This window comes from Marinobacter sp. DS40M6 (assembly GCF_028581595.1).
Classification (GTDB): Bacteria; Pseudomonadota; Gammaproteobacteria; order Pseudomonadales; family Oleiphilaceae; genus Marinobacter; species Marinobacter salarius.
This window is the reverse complement of record NZ_JAFCAE010000004.1, coordinates 444,555-470,061: the sequence shown is the minus strand read 5'-3', so window position 1 is coordinate 470,061 and position 25,507 is coordinate 444,555. Positions and strand designations below refer to the sequence as shown.

Genomic DNA, 25,507 nt, shown 5'->3' with positions numbered 1-25,507 from the left:
CCCAGGAAGACGGTATGCAATGGTTTACTGGTTGATGGCCAACCCCAACGCCGGGGAAAAGGACAATCGTGGCGCTGAGTTCTGGCGAAATTACCTGGAAAGTGCGGGCATTGTCGATATCCGGGATTGCAGTCTTGACGATAAGAGCTGGACCGAAGAGGTGGGCCCCAGAGACTTCATCCTCGCGGCTGGAGGCGATGGCTCAGTAAATGCGGCGGCCGGTTTTTGTCTCGATACCGGCGCTACCCTCGCGGTTCTGCCTTCCGGGACCGCCAATGATTTTGCCCGCAACCTGGGGCTGCCTGACGATCCCCAGCATGTTTGCAATCTGGTCTCGGCAGGACGGACCCGTATGCTGGACGTAGCCACCACCGATAACGGTCTGTTTCTGAACGTGGCTCATATCGGACTCGGCACATTGCCGGTTCGAGAGTCGTCGGCGGACGCCAAACGACTTCTCGGTCGCTTCAGCTATGGCGTAGCGTTGCTGCAGAAACTGCGGGTGTATCGGGGTTTCCATGGCCTCATCGAAACCGAGAAGGGAACCGTAGCCGGGCGATGGCTGACCATTGCGGTGTCCTCCGGTGCCTTTTTCGGCGGTGGCAACGAGATTCCCCAGGCGTCGGCAGGGGATGGTCAATTGGATGTCGTGGCCGTGAGGCCGCGTTCGCTGTTCCAGCTTTTCATGACTTTTTTGACGGTGCGGTTGAGCCGTAACTCTCCGAAACGAACCAGCACAGTGGTTCACCTCAAAAGCCCGACCGTGTCGATCACCACCCGTTCGCGCCGAACGGTCACCATGGATGGGGACATCGCCGGCGATACACCACTTCGTGCTCAATGCAGGCCAGCCTGCCTGAAGGTCATCTGTGAGGAACTGGTAACGACCTGAAGGCTTTGTCCTTCAGGTTCGGCTGTCCGTGCTCTCGAAAATCTTGTCCGCCGAGGCGGCAACAAAGCCACTGTAGAGCTCTCCGTCAGGCTTGGCATAGCGACGTGCGAACTCGTAGAAGCAGCTTGGTATGGCCGCCGTCTGATCCGTAAACCGGACGTCGGCACGGTCCGCCATGGTGGAAGATTGTTCCAGCAGCTCTTCCGGAGAGCCTTTGATCTCACCTCCGGAACTGTTCACACGGTAACCGTTGTCTTTGAGGGTCTGATTGATTTCAGCCACGGTTTTGAATCGGCTGAGATGATTGATGCTCACCGTAAAGTGGTTGGCCCGATAACCCCAAGCCGCTACCCAGGCCGCGTATTCACTTTCCTCCAGCAGGGTCTGGTAGGTGGCGTGGTCGACATCCCAGTGACGACCGGAATAGAGAAAGTCGTCCCGGGTGACGGCGGTAGGGTCCATCTGGCTCACCAGGCCTTCCACAATGGATTGCAGCGACCCGGAACACTGATCAACCAGCAATTCGGAAATGAACACCTTGGGGGCAGTCGGATCTGGATGCTCGTAGTGTTTTGCGTACAGTTTCTTGGCGTCGAAGTGATAGTCGCCGCCTTCGTGATATCCCAGCGCCAGGAAGTGCGCGGCCAGTTTGTCCAGGTTTACCTTCTCGATGTTGAAGGTACGCAGGGCAATGTGGTCATTCACAATTTCGCCGCCCTGGGTGTCATCCAGCAACCGGTGGATATCCTGTGCCGAGGGTGTCACCTCGCAGTAATTGTCCCAAAGGTGGCGGAACAAAGTATCTCTATCGGTGTGCATGGATGGCCTCCTGTTGTTGGCGCAGTGGAATGGCTGTGGTCGCAGCTCCGCTCTGTGCGGCTGCAAGTTCCATGAAACGGACTTCTCCATCGTTGCGCAGATTAAGCGACTTTGCCAGTGCTGCCGGTACCTGCAGGAGATTGTGAGCAGGCAGGTATCGGGCAGCACTGGTGACGGTGGCGCGGAAATTCGCCGTTTCGGTATTGGTGATGGCCAACAGTCGGCCCTGGCCACCCCGGTTCCATTCCTCGAGCGTCGGTCGCACATCATCAACAATCTGGATACGGCAGCCGACGGACGTCGATACCGAGCGGATATCGGCCAGTCTCGCCTCAACGGTCGGGCCGGCATCAAACAGATCCACGTAACCATTATGGCGGAACCCTTCGGCTTCGAGCATGGCGAGGGCCGGACGGGTTTGCGGGTGTACCTGCCCGATAACAGCGCGGGCGTTTTCGTCCATCAAATGGGTGTAGAGCGGGTGTCGGGGCATCAGGTCGGCGATAAAGCCGTTGTCGCCCGTGCCCACCATGCGTGTCACCGTGCTGAAATCAAGATCCACGAAATGGGTCCGCAACCAATCCCAGAAGGGCGACTGCCCGCGTTCGTCCGAGATGCCCCGCATTTCAGCGATGACAGTCTCAGCAAAACGCTGCGGATGCTGGGCCATAAACAGAAAGCGAACCCGGGAGAGCAGCTTGCCCGCGTGCGCCCGCCGAAACCTGGGCCGCAAAAACAGTGTGCAGATCTCGCTGCAACCGGTGTAATGATTGCACATGTTGAGGACTTCCAGTCGGCGGAGCAGATTCAGTTCCGGCGAGTGGTGAACGACCTGGCTGCGATGATAATGATACAGAGGGCGTCGGATGCCTACAGAGGCTTCAATACCGGTGGTACCCATGATTTCGCCGGTTTCCGGGTCTTCCAACACGAACAGATAGCCTTCGTCGCCTGGGGTACCGGTATGGCGGTTAAAACTGTCCATGGAATGACGGATTTTCTGGGTCAGGAAATCACGGTCATCGACCAGTGAGGTGAAACCGGGGCCGGATTCCACGGCAATCTGCTGCAGAGCGGCGAGGTCTGAGAGGGCAACCGGGCGGATAATCATAGACATGTCCTCATCTGCTGACCGCTGGAAGCGGAGAGTGGCAGGGCCAGTATGATGGGGTGTAGTGCCATTTTGTAGCGTCAAAAAATGATAAATGATGATATATTATGGCAATTTGACCAGGAATGATGTCGATATGATCAGCAAGCAGGACCAAAGGCTACTATTACACCTGCGCCAGAATGCCCGTTGCAGTGTCTCGGACCTGGCCAGGGCACTGGACCTGTCGCGCTCAACGGTGCAGAACCGCATTGCAAAGCTCGAAGCGAGTGGCGTGATTCGCGGGTATTCCGTTGAGCTTGGGGGCGAGTACACGGCAACCCAGGTGGAGGCCCATGTGTCGATCAAGGTTTTCCAGAAGCTGACGGCTCGAACCAACGCAGCCCTGGAACAGATCAGCCAGGTATCCCAGTTGTATTCTGTCAGCGGCGAGTATGATCTGATTGCCATCGTCCAGGCTCAGTCCCTGGAGGAGCTGAGTGCGGTTCTGGACGAAATCGGCAATCTTGAGGGTGTGGAGCGAACCAATTCGGCGGTGGTTCTGGAGACGCGTTTCAGGCGTTGATACCAGTATTTCCGGAAATGGTTTGTAAAAGCTGTAATGAGTTTCAACATCTTTGCATATGCGACATATCGTCTGAATGTTGATTCCTCGCCCAGGTCTGTACGCATTCAGGTGGCTGATTTTACGGGGCAATGCTATTTAGGGCTGAGATAGGGGGTGGTCATTAGAGCTCGAAGTGGAAAACGCCAAGGTCGTTCGGCTAAAAAGTGTCAGATTTTGATACGTAGGGTGTAAAGCAAACCAGAAAACTCTGTAAATGTGTTTAAAGTGCAGTGATTGTGTTGGCTCCTGTCTGCAAAAATCTCAAATCCGTACTTTTTCGTGCTCTCCTGAAAAAATTCCGTCGTCACCCGCTGTCAGCAATGTATGCAGGCGTGCTGTTTTCCGGCGGTCGTGGAAGTTGTCCAATGTTGGCTGTCGGTCCTGAATGTGCCTGGCTGTTGTTGTTAACTGCCTGTTTGAGCATGGGATTCCGATGGGCCCGTAGTTCGGTTTTTTCACTTGATATCTCGCTGGCATGGAAGCTGCTATTTCCCTGGGGCTCGTCGCGAAGGGCACGACGCCCTGGCCGTTGTTCGCGGCTTCGACGGTCTGAGGACCTGATAGTCCAAATGGGAGAGAGGAATGAATATCAAGGAAACGTTCGAAACGAGCGAAAAAACGTACAAGAAAGTCAACATGTGTCCCGGCCATGGCATGGGCGGACGGCACCCGTCACGCAAGGGGCTTGACCAGTTATCCGGCCACGATGACCCAGGCATGTTTGGTCGTATGTTTCCGGGCCTGTCGGCCCTGGATGTGCCAGACAACAAGTTACAGGCGCTGGCGGAAGCCATGCTGGATCCCGATCCGACGGACAGTTCACTGGACAATCCGGGCATTCCGGGCGGTTACACCTACTTTGGCCAGTTTGTCGACCACGACATCACGCTCGATCTGAGCTCTTTGTCCGATAAGAAAAGGGACCCGCTGGGACTGGAGAACTTCCGTACCCCGGCGCTGGACCTGGATAATGTCTATGGTCTCGGCCCTGACGGCTCACCCCATCTGTATGCCAGGAACCCGGCGGACCCTTCGCAACGTGGTCCCAAGTTGGTGATTGGCCGGAACATCAACGTCGATTTTGGTGGCATCACCGGCGATTTTGCCAACGACCTTCCCCGCAGCCCGGAAGGCGTGGCATTGATTGGTGACCCGCGCAACGATGAAAACCTGCTGGTTGCGCAGACCCACCTGGCCTTCCTGAAGTTCCATAACGCTGTGTGTGACAAGCTGCAGAGCGAGGGCGTAGCGGCTGAACAGCTCCTGACTGAAGCCAGGAAAACCGTGACTTACCACTATCAGTGGATGGTGCTCCACGACTGGATGGAGCGTCTGTGCGGGGAAGGTGCGACCGACCGAATTCTCAACGATGGCCGGCAGTACTACCGGTTCAAGAAAACCCCTTACATGCCGGTGGAGTTTTCAGTGGCGGCCTATCGTTTGGGGCACAGCATGGTGCGCCAGCGCTATAGCCACAACCGGATCTTCGCGGATACCGGTTTTGATCTGTTGTTTGCGTTCTCCGGACTGTCTGGGGACATTATTGGAAATCTCGCACCGCAGCCTCCCACCGGGCCAACGCCAGTCAGTGTGTTGCCCAGCAACTGGATTATCGACTGGCGGCGCTTCCACGACCTTGACCGTCCATCGTCGATGCCATTCAATCCGTCGCGGAAACTGGACCCGTTGTTGGTGGAGGAACTTCATAATCTGCCGGGTGGTGGCGGTAACCTGGCTTTCCGTAATCTCAAGCGCGGCGTGAGCCTGGGCTTGCCCTCCGGCCAGGATGTGGCCCGTGAAATGGGCGCAGCCAATGCGTTGACTGCCGATGAAATTGTGACCGGGCCGGATGGCGAGGAAGCCAAGCGCCAGGGGCTGCATGAGTCAACACCGCTGTGGTACTACATCCTGAAGGAAGCGCAGGTGAAAGAGGCCGGTGACCGGCTGGGCCCGGTTGGGGCAGCCATCGTGTCTGAGGTGTTCGTGGGGTTGATCCACGGTGATCAGCAGTCGTTCCTCTGGCAGGAGGGCAAAGACTGGAAACCATCCCTGCCGGCAGCCACGCCAGGAACCTTCACCATGGCGGATATGTTGAGGTTTATTGGGGATATCAATCCCCTGGGAGACTGATCCGCGCAGACGTACCGAGGCGGGGAGGCGTGTGGTGAATGAGCGCCTCCCCGCCCATTCTGGGTTATGCGTCGGTGGTTTCGTTCAGCAATGAGGGTTTTTTCAGGGCCTTGGCGAACAGGTCCTTTTCCTCGGCAATGGCGAGTGCCGCTTTTTCCGCCATGGCTTCATCCAGGCCCTCAACTCGCGCCTGTAGAAACTGGGTGATTTCCTCGGCCAGTTCCAGGACTTTGTCCCGGGCATCGGCTTCCGCTTTGGACGAGAAGAGCATTGTGTCGGGGTGTTTCAGTGCCATCTCCAGTCCATCCCTCTCCGAGTAATACAGCGCTTGTACGGCCATGACGTTCTCCAGTGTGTTCCCGCACGTTGTCGTGTCTGGTGGGGTTCATTGAATCTGCGGTGAGTATACTTAAGGCATCTGTATATGTATACAGTGTTTTCGGCCGCCTGGGCGGCAGATGTCGGGCGGAAAAATGTGATAGTGTCTTAGGCCGACGATGACCAGACCCACCATCAAGGAACCGATACGCTATGCACGACCGACCCATGGCCAGCCCAGGCCGAACGCCCTTTCAGCTTGCTGCTCTGGCCTTGCTGGCCATGCTGCTCACCGGCTGCGGCATCAACAACATTCCAACGTATGACGAGCAGGTTAAATCAGCCTGGGCGCAGGTGGAGAACCAGTACCAGAGGCGGGCGGATCTGGTGCCGAACCTCGTTGAAACGGTGAAAGGTTTTGCGGATCAGGAACAGGAAACCCTGACAGCAGTCACCGAAGCGCGTTCAAAGGCGACCTCTATTCAGGTCGACGAAAGCATTCTCAACAACCCCGAGAAGCTGAAACAGTTCCAGCAGGTTCAGGGTGAACTCAGCAGTGCGCTCAGCCGCCTGATGGCGGTTTCAGAGCGCTACCCGGATCTGAAGTCAAACCAGAACTTCCTGGCGTTGCAGTCGCAACTGGAAGGTACGGAGAACCGTATCTCGGTCGCAAGGCGTGACTTTATCCAGGCGGTTGAACGCTACAATACGGAAATCCGGACCTTTCCAGGCCGTCTCTGGCACAGCATGCTTTACAGCGACCTTGAGTTGAGGGCCAACTTCGAGGCCACTACCCCCGATGCCCAGGAAGCGCCACAGGTGGAGTTCTGATGCCTGTTCGTTTCCACCCCGTTATCGTTTTTCTGGCCTTGATTGTGCTGTGCCAGGCCAATGCCCAGGCGCAATCCACTCCTGATTTCCCCGACCTGACCGGTCGCGTGGTGGACCGCGCCGACATGCTGCCCGCCAAAGTTGAACGTCGCCTCAGCCAGATGCTTGAGGCCCACGAGCAGTCAACGACCGAACAGGTGGTTGTGGTGACGCTGCCGAACCTTCAGGGCTATGCCATTGAAGACTTTGGCTACCAGTTGGGTCGTCACTGGGGAATTGGCCAGGAAGGTGAAGACAACGGTGCGTTGCTGTTGGTAGCCAAGGATGAGCGGCGGATTCGCATCGAGGTTGGCTACGGCCTCGAAGGTCGACTGACCGACGCCACATCCGCCACGATTATTAATCAGATCATTACCCCGGCGTTCAGGCAGGGGGATTTTGCCACCGGCATTGCCAACGGTGCTGCGGCCATGGTTCAGGTATTGGGTGGTGAGCCACTTGCGGTTCCGAAGTCCAGTCGCCAGGCAGCCGAAGACGATCGGCCCCATCCGGCGTTGGGCATCCTGTTTTTCGTCATTGTGCTGATTGCGTTCTTTAGAGGCGGTGTCGGCGGGGGCCGTGGTGGCCGCAGTGCCCTGCTGGCCGGTGCGCTCGCTGGTGGTCTTGGTGGAGGTCGCGGCGGCGGTTTTGGCGGTGGTGGCTTCAGCGGCGGAGGCGGTGGCTTCGGCGGCGGTGGTGCCTCCGGCGGTTGGTAAACCAGCGACTCAACGCGAGTAGACAGCGAACCTATTGATTCAGCAACACCGGAACGAACATGACGTTACTAACAGACAGTGAGCAACAACAGGTGGCTTCGGCCATCACAGAGGTGGAGCGTGAGACCGACGCGGAACTGGTAACGGTTCTTGCCGCAGCCTCCGATGATTATTCCTATATCCCTCTGCTCTGGGCCGGGGTTATTGCACTACTGGTGCCCGGAGCGATCAATTACTTTACCGGTTCGTTGGGCGCGGACTGGTTGCTGGTGGTTCAGTGGGTGACCTTTATCCTGTTATGCCTGTTGTTTCGGTTTCCGGGTGTGGGGCATCATCTGGTTCCAAAGGCTGTTCGCTTCTGGCGGGCGTCCAACATGGCCCGGCGGCAATTCCTGGAGCAGGATCTTCATCACACCCAGGGCGGCGTTGGCATGCTGATTTTCGTCTCGGAAGCGGAACACTATGTTGAAATTCTGGTGGATCAGGGCATTGCCGATAAGGTCAGCGACGGCGTTTGGGAAGAGATTGTCGGCACCTTTACCAACCAGGTTCGCAGTGGCGATACCCTGGCCGGCTTCCTCGGTTGCATCGAAAGTTGCGGCCAGCACCTGCGGGAGCAGTTGCCCGCAACCCGCGAGAAAAACGAATTGCCTAATCATCTGGTGCTAATACCGAAACGTTCTTAATGCCTGCCGCCGGTCTGCCGATAAACAGGGGCAGGCTGCGGAAGCATCCCATGTCCTGCCTGCAGACAGCGCTGATGAGGGGTGAGGGTATGGTTTCTCCAATTAATATTCCCGGTTCCGGAATGCCAGGTCGCTCCGGCGCGGAGCCATCGGGAAGCCGGTCGACAAACAATGCCCCCGAGCCTACCAAGGTCCGGGAACAGGGCAGGGGGGCGATCCGCACGCCCGAGGATGCTATTAACGCACTTCGAAGCAGGCTTGAACAACAGCTTCAGCAACGACTCGGGGCATCCGGCCCCGACGCATCTGCCTCCACCCGAAATCGATTCGAACCGCCGACAGCCGCCGACGTGGCCAGCCGCGTGCTGGGCTTCGTCCAGCAGCGCCTGCAAAAGGAAGCGGCTGCCGGTGCAGACTCGGAGCGCCTGGCAGGCCTGCTTTCCGATGCACGCCGTGGTGTTGAGCAGGGGTTCTCCGAGGCGCGGGAGCAGATCGAAGCCCTGGGGTTGATGACGGACACATTGAGTCGTGATATCGACGACAGCTTCACGCGCATCCAGGACGGTTTGTCTGATCTGGAATCGCGGTATCTGCAAAACGGGATGCCGTCAGAGAGCCGGGTAGCAGCGGCGATGGTGGAGAGCGCCAGCAAAGAGTCTTTTGCGTTTGAGGTCACCACCCGTGACGGCGACCGTGTGACCGTTCGCATGGAGGAGCAACGCTACTCGGCGATGTCGGCAAGTGCCCGCGAGAGTGATGGCGTCCGGTCTGAAGAAGTACGCTCGGCCAGCCTGTTTTCGGGGCGTTATGCGTTCTCGGTGGAGGGCAGTCTGGATGACGGCGAGAAGGCCGCGCTCGCGGATCTTTTTGGCAAAGTGCAGCAAGTGTCTGGCCGTTTTTTCGACGGCGATATCCAGGGTGCCTTTCAAGCGGCCCAGTCGTTGAGTTTGGGCGGGGATGAACTGGCGAGCTTCAGCCTGAACCTCTCTGCTACCCGGATGGTGTCTGCCGCTGCTTACGAGTCTGTATCCCGTGAGCCTTCATCCGAGCCCTCCGCAAACATGCAGTTGCGACCGCTTGGCAGTCTCGCCCGGGATATCCAGGGGCTTGCTCAGGAGTCGGTTGCCAAAGGCATGGACCTTCAGGCAATGGAAGGGCTCATGCAGGAACTGCTGGACGATATCCAGCGGCTCCAGAACGAGCGGGGCGGCGAAAACAACCCCGCGCCGCGCTCGTTAATGGATGATTTCCTGTCTTCAGTGTTGGCCGCTTTCGAAAGTGCCGGCCAGAAGGGCGAGCCGGCTTGAGGCATCAGGCCGGCTTGATTGCATAACCCTGTTTCGGGAAGTGGACATGGACCTGCCCGACACGCGCGTGGGAACGCTCCAGAATCAGGGTTTGCTCATCTGCGAACACCAGGCGTCCTGCGACCGGGTCGCGCCCGTAGTCATCGGGTGCGACTTCGACATTCTTTCCTGTTAACTCATTACCACCGGCAGACTCAATGGCTCGCGGCGTTTCATTGCGGGCAATGTCCAATGCCTGGTCAGCGGTGATCTCACTAGGTTTGCCGTGTCCGAAGGCTTTCATTCGCTCCAGCCACGCTGCCACGTTGGGAGCGTCCCGCAGCCAGGGTTTGCCCGCCAGATCGCAGACAAACCACAGGCCATGGTAGGCCGAAAAATCAGCGATGCAGGGAGTATCGCCGAACAAGAAGTCTTTCTCCAGCATCGACTCCATGGTTTCGATGTGCGCCATAACCTTGGCTTTTGCCTGCGGCCCTCGTACCGCTTTCACGCGGGACTTTGTGCCCATGGTGATGCGGTCCTTGAGGAAGCGTAAGGCGTTCAGCAGCGACGTGTCGCGGATCAGCTTCCGCAGCATGCGGCCATCGCTGGCGGCAATCACGCAGGCAAGAAACACCTCAAGGTCCGTGGTGCGCACAAAGTCGATGACTGCTTGCGGCTGGTTGGCCAGGCTCAGTTCCGGTTTGCCACTCAGGCGTGCGATTTCGTCAGCGATGGCGCGGCTGTCGCAGAACACATCGGCGCCACTCTGGGCCACGGGAACTTTGCGGTAACCGCCCGCCAGCGCGGAAAGCATAGGCCGGGGCGGCATTTCCCGGACGATAACAGACTGCCAGGAAAGGCCGGCGTAGCCGAGCATGGCCCGGACCTTTTCGGAAAAAGGCGACATGGCGTAGTGGTACAGAATGAACTCTTGCATGGGGAAACCCATCCTTATTTGGCAATGTTATCTGGCGCGATCCGGGAGGTTACCCTGCAATCCTGTCGGGCGAAAGCCCGGGAGTTGTCCGTGTGGGCCAGCTGGCCCGTCACCATCGCCCAGGCTTGAGGAAACGGGAAATACAGGTACTATGCTTTAGTTGCCCAAAAATAACGTCAGAAAAGACGACAACAATAAGGAGCCCTTGATGGCTGCAGACAGCAACAAGCAAACGTCCCTCCACTGCCTGTATTACTGGGCAAAGCAAACCCCCGACAAGGTATACCTGACCCAGCCATTTCCGGATGGCACCACCGAAGACATTACCTGGAAACAGGCCGCCGACCAGGTGTCCCGGATGTCGGCTCACTTGGCAACACTGGGCCTGCCGGAACGCAGCAATGTCGCCATTCTTGGCAAGAACAGTGCGCACTGGATCCTGTCAGACCTCGCCATATGGGCTGCCGGCCACGTTTCAGTTCCGCTATATCCGACGCTCAATGGTGAGACAGCTGCGTATGTGCTGGAGCACAGTGAAGCGAAACTGCTGTTCCTGGGGAAGTTGGACGGCAAGGCGGACGGCTGGAACGATATCAAGGGCCACATTCCCGGAGACCTGCCGGTTATTTCTTTGCCGATGTCGCCCCGGGACGACACGCCGAAATGGCTGGACGTTATCGCCCAGCAGCAGCCGGCCGAACCCAGCTTGCCGGACCCTGATGACCTGGCCACCCTGGTTTATACGTCTGGAAGCACCGGTCGCCCGAAAGGCGTTATGCACAGTTTTCGCACCATGATTTCCGTCGCCGATGGGCTGCAGCAGATATTCCCTGTCACCCAGGATGAAAGAATGCTTTCTTATCTGCCTCTTGCCCATGTTGCTGAACGTGCGGCGGTGGAAACCCAGTCGCTTTATTACGGATTCCACCTGTATTTTGCCAATTCCCTGGACACCTTCCAGGAAGATCTGCAAAGAGCCCGGCCGACCCTGTTCTTCTCGGTGCCCAGGCTGTGGATGAAGTTCTACCTGGCCATCAACAGCAAGTTGCCGCCGAAGAAGCAGAAGGTGCTGTTCAATATTCCGGTACTGAACAAACTGGTGAAAAAGAAGGTATTGAAGCAGTTGGGCCTGGATCACTGCCGTGCGGCCCTCACGGGGGCGGCACCGCTCTCGGGTGAAATTATTGGCTGGTACAGGAACCTTGGGCTGGAGCTGCTGGAGGTGTATGGGATGTCGGAAAACTTCGGCTATTCTCATGCCAATCGCCCGGGCCGGGCCAAGGTGGGTACCGTGGGTGTCACCAATCCTGGTGCGGAGCATCGTCTGGCTGAGAATGGCGAAGTGCAGGTCAAGAGCCCCGGCCAGATGCTGGGCTACTATAAGAACGAAGAGAAAACCCGCGAGGACGTTACCGAGGATGGCTTCCTTAAAACCGGGGATATGGGAGAGATCGACAGCGAGGGGTATCTGCGCATCACTGGCCGCGTGAAGGATCTTTTCAAAACCTCCAAGGGCAAGTATGTGGTGCCAGTGCCCATCGAAAGCCGTTTTAATCATCCCAAGGCAGAGGTTGTGTGCGTGGCGGGAGCCAACCAACCTCAGCCCTGCCTGATGGTGCTGTTATCCGAAGAAGCACGGGAAGCGCTGGAAGCAGGAGGCAGTCGTGATGAGCTGGAGAGGGAGCTGGCTGCGGAGCTGGACGCCGTTAACAGTGGGTGCGAGGCTCATGAGAAGCTGGCGTTCGTGGTGGTGGTGAAAGAACCCTGGACCATGGAAAACGGTATGCTCACACCCACCATGAAGATCAAGCGAAATGTGATCGAGGACTTCTACAACCGCAAAATGGACGAGTGGTTTGGCAAGAAGCAAAAGGTGATCTGGGAGTTCTGATCCCCAAAACGAAAACACCGGTGAGCCTGGGTATCCAGGGCCACCGGTGTTTTCGAAATCTGTCTTCCCTTACTTTCCCATACAGGGACGGGCTTAGTGCTCGCCCTGCATCATCTGGGGCATCTCCGGCGACGCGGTTGCTGCCCTCTTTCTCCAGGAATTCATCTTCCGGCTGATAACCTGTACGGCTTGCTTTGCAGCTGCACGGGTATATTGGCGCCTGACCTCAGTACTGTTGTGGAGGATACTGGACGGCAGCGGGTGTACGGTTGCGATATGGTCTTGAGTCATAGCGCCTTCCTCCTTATCTGGTGGATTAAAATATTGGTTAGCTGACTATATAAAGAAGTTTACGGCTTCGTATTTGCAGTTTAAATACGTTAAACTCCGTACTCACGTTGCAAATATGCAGTATCTATGGATTGGGATTATCTTCGATATATACACGCCCTGGCAATAGGGGGAACCCTTGCCAAAGCCGGTGAGATACTGGGCGTTCACCAGACCACGGTGCTTCGTCGCCTGGATCAGATGGAAGAGCAGATGGGCGTTCAGTTCTTTGAGCGCAACCGGGATGGTCTGCAACTCACACCCGTGGGTGAAACCGCATTCCGCGAAGCCGAAAGGCTGGCCGCCGATATGGAAAATCTTGAACGGCAGTTGGTCGGGCAGGATTCAGCGCCCGTCGGTAAGGTCCGGTTGGCGGCCACCGACACCATGGTGAATGCCCTTATCAGTCCGATGATTGCAGAGCTCGTCCGGGAATACCCGGACATCGAACTGGAAGTGCTCACCGACAACGATGTGCTGAACCTGAGCCACCGCGAGGCAGACCTGACACTGCGGCCGGTAAACAAACCCCAGGCCACACTGGAAGGGGAGCGAATAGGCACGATCGAGTCGGCTATCTACGCTGCTACCAGCTACCGTAAGCGTCATACCGACCTGGACCTTGAGCATTCGCCGGAGCAGGCGCTCTGGATTCTGCCGGATGAGAGCTTTAGCCACCTGGCAACGGGGCGGTGGTATCGCAAGCACCTGAAGAATGCGTCGTCCATCATCCGTTGCAACAGTCTCCAGGCAATGCACGCCCTGGCGCGGGCCGGGGCAGGGCTGGCGGCGTTGCCCTGCTACCTGGGCGACAGTACCAAGGAGCTGACGCGCCTGTCGGAGCCACTTGAAGGCGAGGGCGTTGACCTGTGGCTGATGGTGAACCACGACACGCAACAGATGGCACGGGTACGGATTGTAATGGAGTTCCTGACCGCCAGGCTGACCCAACTGACACCCCAGGTGGAAGGCGAGAGCTGACGCCGAATCATTGTCTGGGCTTACCAGTCACCACAGAAGGGCCAGAACTGGTAGAAACGCCAGCACTGGAATTCTTCCTCGCAGGTCTGGAGCTGGCGGTCATAGCGGAAGGCCCGGTTCTGGACCCGAGTGGACAATGACCTTACCTCCGGCTTGGCGAGGTAGCTCTGTCGCTGGTAGCCGGTCCTGCCTTCGTGGTAGGCGAGGTAAAGTTTCTCGGGGCTGGTGAGAGGAATGCCCACTTCTCTGCGGGTCAGGTGGTTATACCAGCCCACGAAATCGAGTGCGTATTTCATGTTGGTTCGTACCACGGACAGACCGTCTCCGTTTGCGGCCAGGTACTCGGCCCACGCCGGGTCGAGCGCCTGGGCGTAGCCGTAGGCGGATGTTGGCCGGCGCCAGGGAATGAACCCCAGCAGGCGGGTCCGTGGTGGACGGGCATGACTGCGAAACGACGATTCGTAGTAAACAAAAGCCATCTGCGTTGCAATCGGGGTGCCCCAGCGCTCCCGTGAACGGCTGGCATAGTCGTACCATACCGGATGCTCACGGAAGATCTCACAGACGTCGTCCGGGTTTGCCGGTGGGTCTGGCTCCAGCAGGCTGAAACGCATGATGGCGACAATGGCGATTGCCAGCCCCAAGCCCAGTGTTGGCAGGCCATACCACCGCATTCGGGACTTCCAGATTTTCACCCGGTTGCTTTTAAGTCGTCCAGGTCGTCTGTTTTTCGGTCGATTACGGCGTTTCTTCATGGGCGGGACCGGGCCCTGTCACTCCACACTACAAAATGGTCATCTGTTACTGGCCGGCTTTGCTTGCAGCTCTCGCCAGCTCCATGGCATAACAGACCCTCGTTATCAGAGGATACTAGGTTCATGCGCACACTATCCCAAGTTAAACCGGCATTACTTTTTCTTTTGCTGGTCTGTGGTTCTGCCACCGCAAGCCCTTTGGCGGACTCGGTGCTCCGGGTGTCGCCCATTGATGAGGTTGTCGCCCAGTACCCGGCGATGATGAGCCAGGGCATCCGCCAGGGCCTGAAACAAAGCGGGCGGGTTGAGCCGTTTGTTGCCAACACCATCAGCAGTGTTGTGAGTAATGCGTTCAGTGTTGCCGAGATTCGCGCGCGGCTGGTCGAGGACCTGGACCAGGGGCTCAGCGAGGGGCAGTTGAACTCGGTACTGGCCTGGTATGAAACGCCGCTGGCGGAGAAAATTTCCAAGGCCGAGGTGGCCGCTTCCAACCCTGACACCTGGAAGCAGGTGGAAGCCAATGCCGCGTCGTTGCAGGAGGAATACAAGGGCAGCGAAAGGGCCAAACTGTTTACCCGCTTTGACCGGGCTGCCCGTGCAACGGAGAGTGCCGTGGATACCACCGTTGCTGTCCAGTTGGGTTTAGCCTCTGCCATGGCAGCGTTCAACGGTAGCAAAGGCCCAACCTTCGAACAGCTTCAGCAACAGATCGAGAACCAGCGTGGCATGCTGCGGGGCATGGTCGCCCAGCAGGTCTACGATGGCTACCTCTACACCTATCAGGATCTCAGCTCTTCCGAGTTGAAGAAGTACATTGAGTTCCTCGAAAGTGATGCCGGCTCGGCATTCACCCGCGTGGTTACCAACAGCGTTCAGCGCTCGATCACGGACCCTGTGGAGTCCATAGGGAACCAGTTGGGGCGCTTTTTTAATCGGCGGTGACACCGCGAAAGATTGAAAAGCCCCTGTTTTGGGTCCAGTCTCCAGTAGTCACTTTCCGTAACGGAGACGGCCCCATGGATTTCAATGCCTACCAGCAAACCCTGGCCACCGAACTCAGGGGCCGGGAATGTCCCTTCCCTGAGGCGGAGTACCAGCAGCGTCTCAAACACCTTCGAGCCAGGATGCTTGCGGACGGTCTCGGAGCTGTTCTGTTAACCGACCCGTCCGATCTGTTTTATCTGACCGGTTACAGTACCTTTGAAGTCTCAGTTCACGTCGCCCTGGTGGTCACCGCCGATACGCTTACCCTTCAAGTACCCTCCATCGAAACCGGTCCCGCCATGGTTACCACACGGGTCGATCACGTTATCGGTTACCGTTGGGAAGGCGTGGGCGATGTGTTGGATCCCCTGGCACACGCGCTGATAGGGCATGGCGGAAAGGTCGGCGTTGACTACTGGCATGGCTCGCTCCGCCAGGGGGTCCTGGAAGGGCTCAAACAGCGACTCCCGGACACACAGTTTGTGGATGCTTCAGGCCTGTTGAAAAGCATCCGAATTGTGAAATCAGCGGCCGAAATTGATTGCCTGCGGCACAGCGCCCGCATAACGGGGCAGGGCATCGAAGCCGCGGCAGCGGCCATCCGCCCCGGGATGACCGACAACGACATAGCGGCCATCGGCGCAGAAAGCCTTCTGGCGGGCGGAAGTGAGTTTATGAGTATGCAGCCTATCGTAACGGTGGGGCTGCGCAGCAGTGTCATCCATACCAATCACAAGCGGTGCAGGATCGAAGACGGTGATACGGTGTTCCTCGAGTTTGGTGCTGCCTGGCAACGTTACACGGCACCGATGATGCGTACGCTGGTGGCGGGTCATCCCTCGGCCAGGATGCGGGCCGTTTTTGACGGCTGCCGTCGCGTGGTGGATGTCCTCAAGGCGTCCATGGTGCCAGGCCGAACCTTCGATTCCGCCGCCAGGGCTGCGGAGCAGGTTATGGCTCCACTGGCCAGTGAGGTGTTTTTCTCCGGGGTGTTTGGCTACACGGTGGGGGCGCAGTTTCCTCCTTCATGGGTGGAGGGCTCCGGTTTTATAGCCCGGGGAGAGTCGACGGTGTTCCAGCCGGGAATGGTGTTCCACCTGCCCATATGCCTCAGGATTCCGGGGCAATGGGGCATGGGTTGCAGCGATACGGTACTGGTGGGCGAGCATGGTGGTGAACCGCTGACGGCCAATCCCTGGCGGCTCGACTGAGTTCAGCCGGCTGTTACCTCACTTTGTTCAGTGATGCCTGGGGCCTGGTTTCAAAGTAGGTGTCATAGCGGCCATTTTCACGGAATATCTGCAGGCGCTTGTTGAATGCCTCTAGCAGGGCTTGTGTCCCCGGTTCGTTGGCTGGAAACAGCAGGAAGCTTTGATTCTCCAGAATGGGCTCCGGGTGGTGGGTAATCCGGCGGGCTTCCTGTGGGTCTGTTTCCCGGCGAAGAATGTAGTAGCCGACGTTGATTTCTTCCGGGAAAGCATCAATCCGGCCAAACAGCAGGCGGCGGAAATTAAGTTCCGTGGAGGCGACCCATTCCACGTTCAGAATACCGTTCTCGATTGCACTATCAAACTCAGGGCCGTAGCTGTACCCGATGCTTCCTCCAAGCTTAAGGTTGGCAAGGTCCTGCATCTGGTTCCATTCAATGGGCGTGTCCTTGCGATAGAACAGCACGAAGCGTTCGTTCATCACCGGTTCACTGTAGATAAAATCTTTCTGTCGGTCGGCGGTGTGCATCCAGATTGCAGTGGCGTCGTGCTGGCCAATTGCGGCTTCCCGATAGGCGCGTTTCCAGGGCCGGAAGTGAAACTCCACTTTGTAACCTTCCGCAGCGAAGATGTCCCTGACCAGTCGTGCAACTGTGCCTTGACCAGGCTCGCTTTCCACGAAAAAAGGAGGCCAGTCGCCAACGCTAATGCTCAATGGTCGCTCACCATCATTCGCTAATGCCAGAGTTGACCACAACGCAACCAGCGCAACGAAATACGCTTTTAAAGCTTTCATGCAATCGCCTACGCAAAGATACTGCACAAATAGGCAAGGGGATACCTTACGGACGCTTCTCCTTTTGATAGTAGACCAGGGATGATGATCCGTCATTCCAGCCGAATGTCACGCAGATAGAGGGTTTTGGGTTCCGGCAACGCAACCGTGAACAGAATTAGCCGTCTGATGGCCTGCATATTCATTGATCGGCTTTCGGGGGCTGCCTTGATCCTGACGAGGTCCAGTTTGAATTGGTTGGGGCCGGGAGTCAGGGGAAGGCGGGTGTTGAAGCGGTCATTGTAGTTGTTGTCGCCCAGGTCATGCTCCATGTCGTTGATTCTCAAAATCATCGGCAATGGGTGGTCCTGAGGGTTGTACAAGTCGATGACGAGGCGGTCATAGTCGCGCCAGTCTTCGGGTAAATTGTGTAGGGAAACTCCGGAATAATGCGCTGTGGACAGGGATATCCTGAGTGCGCGCTTGTGGGCGTCTATGGCATGCTCGGTTACGGGCGCTATGACGCCATCCCAGAATGGTGAGGGATCTGGCTGGCGGAAGTCGTAGAGTGCCGGCAGCAGTTGGCTGACGTGGTACTGCTGAATGGCGACCCTTGCCGTGGCACCGATTTCGGCGGCCAGTAGCGCAGCCACAATGAGCCTCAGTGGCCAGACCACAGGCCGTGACTTCCGGGTGAGTGAGGCCCGTGGCCGCAACGCCAGGATGGTCCATACGCCCACCTGGTTGCGTAGGATATCCTGCCAGTCCATCTGGCGGCTGGTTCCGTGTTGTAGCAGTTCGATACCGGTGCCAAGCAGGAGTACGGCAAGTGTGCCGATGCCCCAGAGAGTCCAGCCCGTCCAGATCCGCCAGGGCTGAATGGCGAGGGTCAGCAGAGCAAAGAACAGAATATGCCCGAGATTCCAGGCTGATTTGAACAACGGCCCGTCGGACCAACCGGGGCCGCCGACAAAAAACAGAGGGGCAATCAGAATCATGCCCGCAAAAGCCAGATACCGGAGTATCTGGGCATTGCGGGCGGGCCGGTACGCTGGCAGGTTTAAAGCCATCAGCTCCGGCTGGTCACTTCCAGCAGGTGGTAGCCGAACTGGGTTTTCACCGGGCCGAGCACCTTGTTCACTTCACCACTGAAAACCACCTTGTCGAATTCCGGAACCATCTGGCCCGGGCCGAAAGCGCCCAAGTCGCCGCCGTTGCGGCCTGAGGGGCAGGATGAATGTTGCTTCGCCACTTCCGCGAAGTCCTGGCCGCCTTCAATGGCTTTCTTCAGTTCTTCACATTTTGCTTCGCTGTCTACAAGGATGTGACGCGCGGTTGCCTGTGTCATGGTGTGTTTCCTTTTTTCGAATGAGGATCATGTTGCGATCACCGAGGGTGAAATGCTGCCCGCACTGGGCCGTTGAGGCAAGCGCTTTTTATCCGTGTTTTTGCTGTCTCACGGTTTTGGCCACAAACCTGTACAATGCCGGCTTTTCCTTCGCCGGCCCGTGCCCGGTCTTCACTCTCAGCAGGTCTATTCTTGATATCCACCGCGAACATTACCATGCAGTTCGGGGCCAAACCCCTTTTCGAAAATGTGTCCGTCAAATTCGGCAATGGCAACCGCTACGGTCTGATCGGCGCCAATGGCTGCGGCAAGTCCACGTTCATGAAAATCCTTGGCGGCGACCTGGAACCGTCGGCCGGCCAGGTCATGGTGGACCAGAATCAGCGGCTGGGTAAGCTGCGCCAGGACCAGTTTGCCTACGAGGACTGCTCGGTGATTGATACGGTCATTATGGGCCACGAAGAGCTCTGGCGTGTAAAAGCCGAGCGTGATCGTATCTACTCGCTCGCTGAAATGAGCGAGGAAGACGGCATGGCCGTGGCGGACCTGGAAGTGCAGTTCGCCGAGATGGACGGCTATACCGCCGATGCCCGCGCTGGCGAACTGCTGCTGGGCCTGGATATTCCCCTGGAACAGCACAACGGCCCCATGAGCGCTGTTGCGCCGGGCTGGAAACTGCGTGTTCTGCTGGCCCAGGCGTTGTTCTCCGATCCTGATATCCTGTTGCTGGACGAGCCAACCAACCATCTGGACATCAATACCATACGTTGGCTGGAAAACATCCTGGTGGCTCGCAACAGCACCATGATCATTATTTCCCACGACCGCCACTTCCTGAACAGCGTATGCACCCACATGGCGGATCTGGATTATGGCGAGCTTCGGCTGTTCCCTGGCAATTACGACGAATACATGACCGCTGCCACCCAGGCCCGCGAGCGCATGCTGTCGGATAACGCCAAGAAGAAAGCACAGATTGCCGAGCTGCAGCAGTTTGTCAGTCGCTTTTCCGCCAACGCTTCCAAAGCCAAGCAGGCAACCTCCCGCGCCCGTCAGATCGACAAGATCCAGTTGGAGGAGGTCAAACCGTCCAGTCGGGTAAGCCCGTTCATCCGGTTTGAGCAAACCAAGAAGCTGCATCGACAGGCGGTAACGCTGAAGGAATTTACCAAGGGCTTCGATGGCAAGCCCCTGTTCGACAAAATGAACCTTCAGATCGAAGCGGGTGAGCGAGTGGCCATCATCGGGCCCAACGGCATTGGCAAAACCACTCTGATGCAGTGTATGGCCGGCGCCATGACGCCTGACAGCGGCGATGTTAAGTGGACCGACAGTGCCCAGGTCGGCTACTACGCCCAGGATCACGGCGCCGACTTTGATGAGGACATGGATCTGACCGAGTGGATGTCGCAATGGACCACCGGCGGAGAACAACTGGTTCGGGGAACCCTCGGCCGCATGTTGTTCTCAGGGGATGATATCGGTAAATCGGTGAAGGTCATTTCGGGCGGAGAGCAGGGCCGTATGCTGTTCGGTAAGCTGATCCTGGAAAAGCCCAACGTCATGCTGATGGACGAGCCCACCAACCACCTGGACATGGAATCCATCGAGGCCCTGAACCTGGCGCTGGAAAATTACCCGGGCACGCTGGTGTTTGTCAGCCATGACCGGGAGTTCGTGTCATCCCTTGCCACCCGAATTATTGAACTGAAGGCCGACGGCATAACCGACTTCAGCGGCAGTTACGATGACTACCTGCGAAGCCAGGGTTATGTCTGATCGCTTTCGTCCAGGCGAGCCAGCAGGGTATTGATCGCCCCCGCAAACTCAACCGGTGAGTCTTCCTGCAGGAAGTGTCCGCCGGTGAGAGTGGTGTGGGGCTGGCCCTTTGCGCCGGGAATTCTCTCCTGCATATAACGGTCGCCGCCCCGGGTGATCGGGTCGCCGTTGCTGAAAGTGGTCAGGAACGGCTTCTTCCACTGCTCCAGAACCTTCCAGGCTTCGCGATTGGCTTCACTGGCAGGGTTGTCTGGTGTCACCGGCACCAGTTTCGGAAAAGCGCGAGCACCGGCCTTGTACTTCTTGTTGGGGAATGGCGCATCGTAGGCACGACGCTCGTCGGGCCCCAGGGTGCGAAAGCTTCCGGTATTGATAATGCGGGCAATGGGAAACCAGGGGCTGTACAGCGCGAAGTTCTTCCACAACTGGAACGCTTTTGGCACGGGCTGGTCGCCGGTAGGCAGCATGCCATTACCCACAACGATGGCTCGGAACCGCTCCGGATTTTCCGCCGCCAGTCTCAGGCCGAGAAGAGATCCCCAGTCCTGGCATACGAGGGTGATGTTCTGCAGGTCAGTCTGTTCCAGAAACGCCTGCATCCAGTCCATATGGCTCTGGTAACTGTACGCGTTGATATCCGTGGGTTTGTCGGATTTGCCAAAACCGATCAGGTCTGGCGCGATCACCCGGTGCCCTGCCGCTGCACAGATGGGAATCATGTGGCGGTAGAGGTACGACCAGGAAGGTTCGCCGTGCATCATCAGCACCGGGCTGGCGTCCGAGGGGCCTTCATCGACGTAATGCATGCGCAGTCCGTCGACCTCCACGTAGTGAGGGGCGAAGGGATAATCCAACAGGCGTTCAAATCGTTTGTCAGGTGTTCGCAGCGCGTTCATCGTGTTCTCCGGCAGCCATCGGTCACGGAATTATTGTAAGCTTGCTTAACGTATCATGACTTGCGCTGGCTGTGTCGGTCCTTTCAGGTCCTTTTCAGTCTTGTTCGGCGCTCGGGCAGCATTTTCGCCATCCTTTCCCCGCTTTTAACGTATGGGAGTTTCAACTTGGAGTGTAATACCGTTCTGGCCGCCACGCGGCGGTGGGTGTCAGAGGTGGTCATTGGTCTCAACTTGTGCCCGTTTGCCCGTCGGGAGTTGGTGAATGAGCGCATTCGATTTGTGGCGACGGATGCCAACTCGGAGGAGGGGCTGTTAACTGCACTGCAGGAAGAAATGATGCATCTGGACCAACATCCGGAGGTTGAGACAACGCTGCTTGTGCATCCCGACGTGCTGACGGACTTTATGGACTACAACGATTTTCTCGACGCAGCCGACGGCCTTCTTGTGCATCTCGAGCTGGACGGGGAGTATCAGATTGCCAGTTTTCATCCCGACTATCAGTTTGGCGGCACCAGTGCGGCTGACGCCGAAAATTACACCAATCGCTCTCCTTACCCGATGCTGCACCTGCTGAGGGAACGCAGCCTTGAGCGCGCCATCGCCGGCTATCCCGGAACAGAATCGATACCGGAGCAGAACGTTGAGCTGATGAATCGATTGGGTGCAGACCACATGCGTAACCTGCTTATCCGGACTTTGTCCCCCGGATAAGAGCTCTGACGGGTAGTGAATCGCTCAACTGTTATGGTCAAAAAACCACACTTCTGAATCTGTTTCACTGGCGGCCCGCTTTGTAGGATTGACGAGTAACGAATCGGTAACAGGGAGCTCGGCAGGGAACATGGAAATCGTATTAAGCGTATTGCTCTTCGCGCTGGTGTCGACGGTAACGCCAGGCCCGAACAACATCATGATCATGACATCGGGCGTCAATTTCGGGGTGTGGCGAACGCTACCTCACTACCTGGGTATCTGCTTTGGTTTTCCCGCCATGGTGGTAGCGATCAGTCTGGGCCTGGGGAAAGTGTTTGAAGCATTTCCGCAGTTACACCTGGTGATCAAGGTTCTTGGCATAACCTATTTGCTGTATCTCGCCTGGAGAATCGCGACCACAGCCACAGAGATCGACGGTGAGAAAACCAGCAAGCCGTTGTCGTTCCTTCAGGCGGCGGCCTTCCAGTGGGTGAATCCCAAAGCCTGGGTCATGGCGGTTGGCGCTTTGGCGACGTTCACCACGGTCAGTAGTGGCGAGGTGCTGCAGCAGTCGTTCTGGATCGGGCTGACCTTTTTGCTGGTCAGCGTGCCCTGTGTCGGTAGCTGGATGCTTGGCGGGGCAGGATTGCGGAAATTGTTGCGCAAGCCGTTATATCGAAGGATGTTCAACTGGAGCATGGGTGCGCTGCTTGCACTGTCGGTAATTCCCATGCTCTCGGTGGAAACCGCAAAGCTGGTCTAGCCGGTTCCTGACAGCGGGCAGGTAGCCCGCTGTCAGATTTCGGTGATCGACCAGGTCGATATCAATCCACCCGGGTCAATGTCACATCGATGTTGCCACGGGTGGCGTTGGAGTAGGGGCACACCTGGTGAGCTGCATCGATCAGCTGCTTGGCCTGTTGATCGTCCATGCCCGGCAGAGAGATTTTCAGTTCCACCTCAATCCCGAAGCCTCCGGGAATCTGGCCAATGCCGACTACACCCTCAATAGACGCATCTTCTGGCATGGGAAGCTTGTCCCGGCCAGCGACGAATTTCATGGCGCCGATGAAGCACGCAGAATAACCGGCCGCGAACAACTGCTCCGGGTTGGAGCCTTTGCCGCCGGCACCACCCATTTCTTTCGGTGTTGTCAGCTCAACATCGAGGACGCCGTCCGAGGAGATGGCACGGCCGTCACGGCCGCCGGTAGCTTCTGCTGACGCGCGATAAACAACCTGTTCAATAGACATGTTTTCGACTCTCCTTCGTGCGCATTACAACGCATCGTGTGTTGATGACTTTATTTCGTTGTTAATGGTTGCACAAAATTAAATTTTGCACAATGCAAATAGAATATTGTGCCATCTTCAGAATCTTTTCCGGTTGTTACCATTGGCAGCGGTGGATTTGCTCCCTAAAGTAGAGGAGTTCCCAACGAGTGTGAGTGTGATGCCTGTCATTCAAAAACCTGTTAAAGGCGTAACAATGCCGGCCGCTGACCAGCCACTGGAGCTGCATTCTCCCCAGCAGGCGGGGGCCATGCTGGCGGAATTCATCCACCGGCATCCTGGCCTGATGATATTGACGGGAGCCGGCGTCAGTACCGATTCCGGCATTCCTGACTATCGGGATGGCGATGGCGCGTGGAAGCGCAAACAACCGGTCCAGCATCAGGACTTTATGACGAGCACGATGGTTCGCCAGCGTTATTGGGGACGAAGCCTCATTGGTTGGCCAATCATTCGCAACGCCAGGCCCAACATCGCGCATCATCGTGTTGCCGAGTTGGAGCTTCGCCGCCACAGCCGCCTGCTTGTCACCCAGAACGTGGATCGCCTGCATCAGCAGGCGGGTAGCCGTTCGGTAACCGATTTGCACGGCAGGGCAGACGAGGTTGTCTGCATGGATTGCGGATATCGCTGCAAGCGGGACGAGGTCCACGAGCGTTGCGCGGACATGAACCCGACTTTTGGGCACTATTCCGCCGGTGCCGCGCCGGATGGTGATGCCGATCTGGAAGTGGACTTCTCTGAGTTTCGCATCGCGGACTGTCCCTGTTGTGACGGCATTCTGAAACCGGATGTGGTGTTTTTCGGCGACTACGTGCCCAAAGACCGGGTGACGTCCACACTGGACACGCTCAAGACGTGTGATGGCCTGTTGGTGATCGGCTCTTCGCTGATGGTCTATTCCGGATTTCGATTTTGTCGCTATGCCAAGGAATGGGGTAAACCCATGGCGACACTGAACCTGGGGCGTACCCGTGCCGATTCACTGGTGGACCTGAAGCTTAACGCGGGCATCAGTGACACCCTGGCCTACACCCTCGGCCAGCTCTGACTCTTCGGCATCTACCTATACGCATCTGAAGCTGGTTTCATTAGCTTGCTTAGATGAACGATCATACATATTCCTACCAGCTTCAACCCGAAAAAGTCCGCGCGGAGTTTTTCCGGCTTCTTCCCATCTCGTTATTTGTGGTGGCCTTTGGTGCTGCCTTCGGATTGGCGGCCATCCAGAAAGGATTGGAACCACTGCAAGCGATACTCATGAGCACCACGGTATTTGCGGGCGCTTCCCAGTTTGCCGCTGTCGATATGTGGGGTAGCGAGGTGTCGCTGATTCCTTTGATGGCCGTCGTGTTCGCCATTAATTCCCGCCATCTGCTGATGGGGGCCTCCCTGTACCCCATGCTCAGGGATGTGTCCCCGGGTCGGCGCTATGGCTTACTGCTGCTCCTGACCGACGCCAACTGGGCCGTGTCCGCGCAGGAATACCAGAGTGGTAAACGGAACCTGGAGGTTATCCTCGGCGGTGGTCTTGTGCTGTGGGTGGCGTGGATTATCGGAACCTGGCTGGGGGTTTACTTCGGTGGCCTGCTGCAGAACCCCAAGTCCCTGGGCCTGGATATGGTGCTGGGTTGCTTCCTGCTGGCCATGGCACTCGGCGGCAACAAATCCCCCCGAACCCTGGTGGCCTGGACCGTCGCGGCAACCTCATCGCTGGCCGCGTGGAAATGGCTACCGCCCAATACCCACGTGGTTGTCGGTGCGTTGGCAGGTGGCGCTATTGGTTTTTTCTGGATGGAAAAGAAGACTGAAGCACCGGAATCTGTTGAAGAGGGACGTTCATCATGACGGTTGAAACCACGGTTGCTGGCACTCTGGCCCTGATCGCCATCATGACGCTTGTCACCCTGGCGACTCGCTTCGGCGGTGTGTTCCTGATGTCGTTCGTAACGATCAACCCGCGCATCGAAAGCTTCATCAACACCATGGCCAGTTCGGTGCTGATCGCGATCATCGTCCCCATGGCGGTAAGCGGCGATGCCGGCTCATTGGCAGCACTGGTTGTCACCGCTGTTATTATGCTGGCAACGAAGAAGCCTCTCCCCGCTATCGCAGCCGGTATCGCTGCAGCAGGGCTAGTCCGCTATGCAGGAATCACCGCGCTCTAGGGTTTTCCTCCGAATCAGGCCGAGGCAGG

General features: G+C 57.4%; 27 protein-coding genes and 1 pseudogene. 17 read left to right on the top strand and 11 right to left on the bottom strand.

From position 1 onward, the window contains the following. Positions 1–19 precede the first annotated feature (19 nt). Entirely contained in the window at positions 20–892 is an 873-nt protein-coding gene (locus tag JJO78_RS12905; protein ID WP_041334184.1) for a diacylglycerol/lipid kinase family protein, read from the top strand. Between the two features lie 12 nt (positions 893–904). Here JJO78_RS12905 and JJO78_RS12900 read toward each other — a convergent pair whose 3' ends face one another. Together JJO78_RS12900 and JJO78_RS12895 are read right to left on the bottom strand one after the other, a co-directional pair. Further along, on the bottom strand, positions 905–1,711 hold the full coding sequence (locus tag JJO78_RS12900) for a DUF1338 domain-containing protein (RefSeq protein WP_041334185.1): 807 nt from the start codon (positions 1,709–1,711) through the stop codon (positions 905–907). Continuing rightward, positions 1,698–2,828, bottom strand: coding sequence for an arginine N-succinyltransferase (locus JJO78_RS12895; RefSeq protein WP_151982720.1), 1,131 nt, complete (start codon positions 2,826–2,828; stop codon positions 1,698–1,700). Before JJO78_RS12895 ends, JJO78_RS12900 begins: the two co-directional genes overlap by 14 nt. Before the next feature lie 130 nt (positions 2,829–2,958). Between JJO78_RS12895 and JJO78_RS12890 the strand changes: the two genes are divergently transcribed. Both JJO78_RS12890 and JJO78_RS12885 read left to right on the top strand, forming a co-directional pair. Then, positions 2,959–3,387 carry an Lrp/AsnC family transcriptional regulator gene (locus JJO78_RS12890; RefSeq protein WP_040474313.1) on the top strand — a complete coding sequence of 143 codons (429 nt, stop codon included), beginning with the start codon at positions 2,959–2,961 and terminating at the stop codon, positions 3,385–3,387. Between the two features lie 624 nt (positions 3,388–4,011). Next, positions 4,012–5,559, top strand: a complete 1,548-nt coding sequence (locus JJO78_RS12885) for a peroxidase family protein (RefSeq protein WP_051947026.1) — start codon at positions 4,012–4,014, stop codon at positions 5,557–5,559. A gap of 64 nt (positions 5,560–5,623) precedes the next feature. Here the strand turns inward: JJO78_RS12885 and JJO78_RS12880 are convergent, their stop codons facing one another. Beyond that, complete coding sequence (locus tag JJO78_RS12880; RefSeq protein WP_007152627.1) at positions 5,624–5,899, bottom strand: YebG family protein; 276 nt, start codon at positions 5,897–5,899, stop codon at positions 5,624–5,626. Between the two features lie 206 nt (positions 5,900–6,105). Here JJO78_RS12880 and JJO78_RS12875 point away from each other — a divergent pair, with 206 nt between their 5' ends. Genes JJO78_RS12875 through JJO78_RS12860 form a run of 4 tightly spaced genes read left to right on the top strand, consistent with a single transcriptional unit; the run spans position 6,106 to position 9,456 of the window. Then, complete coding sequence (locus JJO78_RS12875) at positions 6,106–6,708, top strand: LemA family protein (protein ID WP_164732149.1); 603 nt, start codon at positions 6,106–6,108, stop codon at positions 6,706–6,708. Beyond that, complete coding sequence (locus JJO78_RS12870) at positions 6,708–7,463, top strand: TPM domain-containing protein (RefSeq protein WP_036209438.1); 756 nt, start codon at positions 6,708–6,710, stop codon at positions 7,461–7,463. The genes JJO78_RS12875 and JJO78_RS12870 overlap by 1 nt, the downstream gene beginning before the upstream one ends. Positions 7,464–7,522: 59 nt before the next feature. Then, complete coding sequence (locus tag JJO78_RS12865; protein ID WP_036209441.1) at positions 7,523–8,149, top strand: TPM domain-containing protein; 627 nt, start codon at positions 7,523–7,525, stop codon at positions 8,147–8,149. A 50-nt stretch (positions 8,150–8,199) separates the two neighbouring features. Continuing rightward, a complete protein-coding gene (locus JJO78_RS12860; protein WP_051947027.1) occupies positions 8,200–9,456 on the top strand; it encodes a DUF5610 domain-containing protein in 1,257 nt (418 codons plus the stop codon). 4 nt (positions 9,457–9,460) lie between these two features. On the opposite strand, the gene JJO78_RS12855 is transcribed toward JJO78_RS12860, so the two are convergent. Next, positions 9,461–10,375 carry a glutathione S-transferase family protein gene (locus JJO78_RS12855; RefSeq protein ID WP_036209444.1) on the bottom strand — a complete coding sequence of 305 codons (915 nt, stop codon included), beginning with the start codon at positions 10,373–10,375 and terminating at the stop codon, positions 9,461–9,463. A 208-nt stretch (positions 10,376–10,583) separates the two neighbouring features. Here JJO78_RS12855 and JJO78_RS12850 point away from each other — a divergent pair, with 208 nt between their 5' ends. After that, on the top strand, positions 10,584–12,266 hold the full coding sequence (locus tag JJO78_RS12850) for an AMP-binding protein (protein ID WP_036209447.1): 1,683 nt from the start codon (positions 10,584–10,586) through the stop codon (positions 12,264–12,266). A 93-nt stretch (positions 12,267–12,359) separates the two neighbouring features. On the opposite strand, the gene JJO78_RS12845 is transcribed toward JJO78_RS12850, so the two are convergent. Next, positions 12,360–12,557, bottom strand: a complete 198-nt coding sequence (locus JJO78_RS12845; RefSeq protein WP_036209452.1) for a hypothetical protein — start codon at positions 12,555–12,557, stop codon at positions 12,360–12,362. A gap of 126 nt (positions 12,558–12,683) precedes the next feature. Between JJO78_RS12845 and JJO78_RS12840 the strand changes: the two genes are divergently transcribed. Further along, a complete protein-coding gene (locus JJO78_RS12840; protein WP_036209455.1) occupies positions 12,684–13,577 on the top strand; it encodes a LysR family transcriptional regulator in 894 nt (297 codons plus the stop codon). 20 nt (positions 13,578–13,597) lie between these two features. Here the strand turns inward: JJO78_RS12840 and JJO78_RS12835 are convergent, their stop codons facing one another. Continuing rightward, positions 13,598–14,251 carry a transglycosylase SLT domain-containing protein gene (locus JJO78_RS12835; protein WP_193216599.1) on the bottom strand — a complete coding sequence of 218 codons (654 nt, stop codon included), beginning with the start codon at positions 14,249–14,251 and terminating at the stop codon, positions 13,598–13,600. Positions 14,252–14,455: 204 nt separating this feature from the next. Here JJO78_RS12835 and JJO78_RS12830 point away from each other — a divergent pair, with 204 nt between their 5' ends. Further along, a complete protein-coding gene (locus JJO78_RS12830; RefSeq protein WP_085679651.1) occupies positions 14,456–15,274 on the top strand; it encodes a DUF2059 domain-containing protein in 819 nt (272 codons plus the stop codon). Between the two features lie 74 nt (positions 15,275–15,348). Continuing rightward, on the top strand, positions 15,349–16,527 hold the full coding sequence (locus JJO78_RS12825; protein ID WP_151982716.1) for a M24 family metallopeptidase: 1,179 nt from the start codon (positions 15,349–15,351) through the stop codon (positions 16,525–16,527). Between the two features lie 13 nt (positions 16,528–16,540). On the opposite strand, the gene JJO78_RS12820 is transcribed toward JJO78_RS12825, so the two are convergent. The 3 genes and pseudogenes from JJO78_RS12820 to JJO78_RS12810 form a co-directional block, all read right to left on the bottom strand. Further along, positions 16,541–17,320: a substrate-binding periplasmic protein gene (locus JJO78_RS12820; protein WP_151982714.1), complete on the bottom strand. Its 780-nt coding sequence runs from the start codon at positions 17,318–17,320 to the stop codon at positions 16,541–16,543. 92 nt (positions 17,321–17,412) lie between these two features. Then, positions 17,413–18,369, bottom strand: a complete 957-nt coding sequence (locus JJO78_RS12815) for a succinyl-CoA synthetase subunit beta (protein WP_151982712.1) — start codon at positions 18,367–18,369, stop codon at positions 17,413–17,415. Continuing rightward, positions 18,369–18,653, bottom strand: a pseudogene (locus JJO78_RS12810) (peptidylprolyl isomerase); the annotation flags it as partial. The gene JJO78_RS12815 and the pseudogene JJO78_RS12810, both read right to left, overlap by 1 nt. Before the next feature lie 186 nt (positions 18,654–18,839). On the opposite strand from JJO78_RS12810, the gene JJO78_RS12805 reads away from it, so the two are divergent. Next, positions 18,840–20,426, top strand: a complete 1,587-nt coding sequence (locus JJO78_RS12805) for an ABC-F family ATPase (RefSeq protein WP_036209478.1) — start codon at positions 18,840–18,842, stop codon at positions 20,424–20,426. Here JJO78_RS12805 and JJO78_RS12800 read toward each other — a convergent pair. Further along, a complete protein-coding gene (locus tag JJO78_RS12800; RefSeq protein ID WP_075197035.1) occupies positions 20,417–21,322 on the bottom strand; it encodes a haloalkane dehalogenase in 906 nt (301 codons plus the stop codon). The genes JJO78_RS12805 and JJO78_RS12800 overlap by 10 nt on opposite strands. Before the next feature lie 165 nt (positions 21,323–21,487). On the opposite strand from JJO78_RS12800, the gene JJO78_RS12795 reads away from it, so the two are divergent. After that, a complete protein-coding gene (locus JJO78_RS12795) occupies positions 21,488–22,036 on the top strand; it encodes a DUF1415 domain-containing protein (RefSeq protein WP_041336336.1) in 549 nt (182 codons plus the stop codon). Positions 22,037–22,166: 130 nt separating this feature from the next. After that, a complete protein-coding gene (locus JJO78_RS12790; protein WP_041332348.1) occupies positions 22,167–22,781 on the top strand; it encodes a LysE family translocator in 615 nt (204 codons plus the stop codon). Between the two features lie 61 nt (positions 22,782–22,842). Here the strand turns inward: JJO78_RS12790 and JJO78_RS12785 are convergent, their stop codons facing one another. Further along, entirely contained in the window at positions 22,843–23,271 is a 429-nt protein-coding gene (locus tag JJO78_RS12785) for an organic hydroperoxide resistance protein (RefSeq protein ID WP_075197036.1), read from the bottom strand. Positions 23,272–23,506: 235 nt separating this feature from the next. Here JJO78_RS12785 and JJO78_RS12780 point away from each other — a divergent pair, with 235 nt between their 5' ends. Genes JJO78_RS12780 through JJO78_RS12770 form a run of 3 tightly spaced genes read left to right on the top strand, consistent with a single transcriptional unit; the run spans position 23,507 to position 25,478 of the window. Then, positions 23,507–24,361, top strand: a complete 855-nt coding sequence (locus JJO78_RS12780) for an NAD-dependent protein deacetylase (protein WP_193216598.1) — start codon at positions 23,507–23,509, stop codon at positions 24,359–24,361. 53 nt (positions 24,362–24,414) lie between these two features. After that, on the top strand, positions 24,415–25,158 hold the full coding sequence (locus tag JJO78_RS12775) for an AzlC family ABC transporter permease (RefSeq protein WP_151982708.1): 744 nt from the start codon (positions 24,415–24,417) through the stop codon (positions 25,156–25,158). Then, positions 25,155–25,478, top strand: a complete 324-nt coding sequence (locus tag JJO78_RS12770) for an AzlD family protein (protein ID WP_036209492.1) — start codon at positions 25,155–25,157, stop codon at positions 25,476–25,478. Before JJO78_RS12775 ends, JJO78_RS12770 begins: the two co-directional genes overlap by 4 nt. The last annotated feature ends 29 nt before the right edge of the window (positions 25,479–25,507 follow it).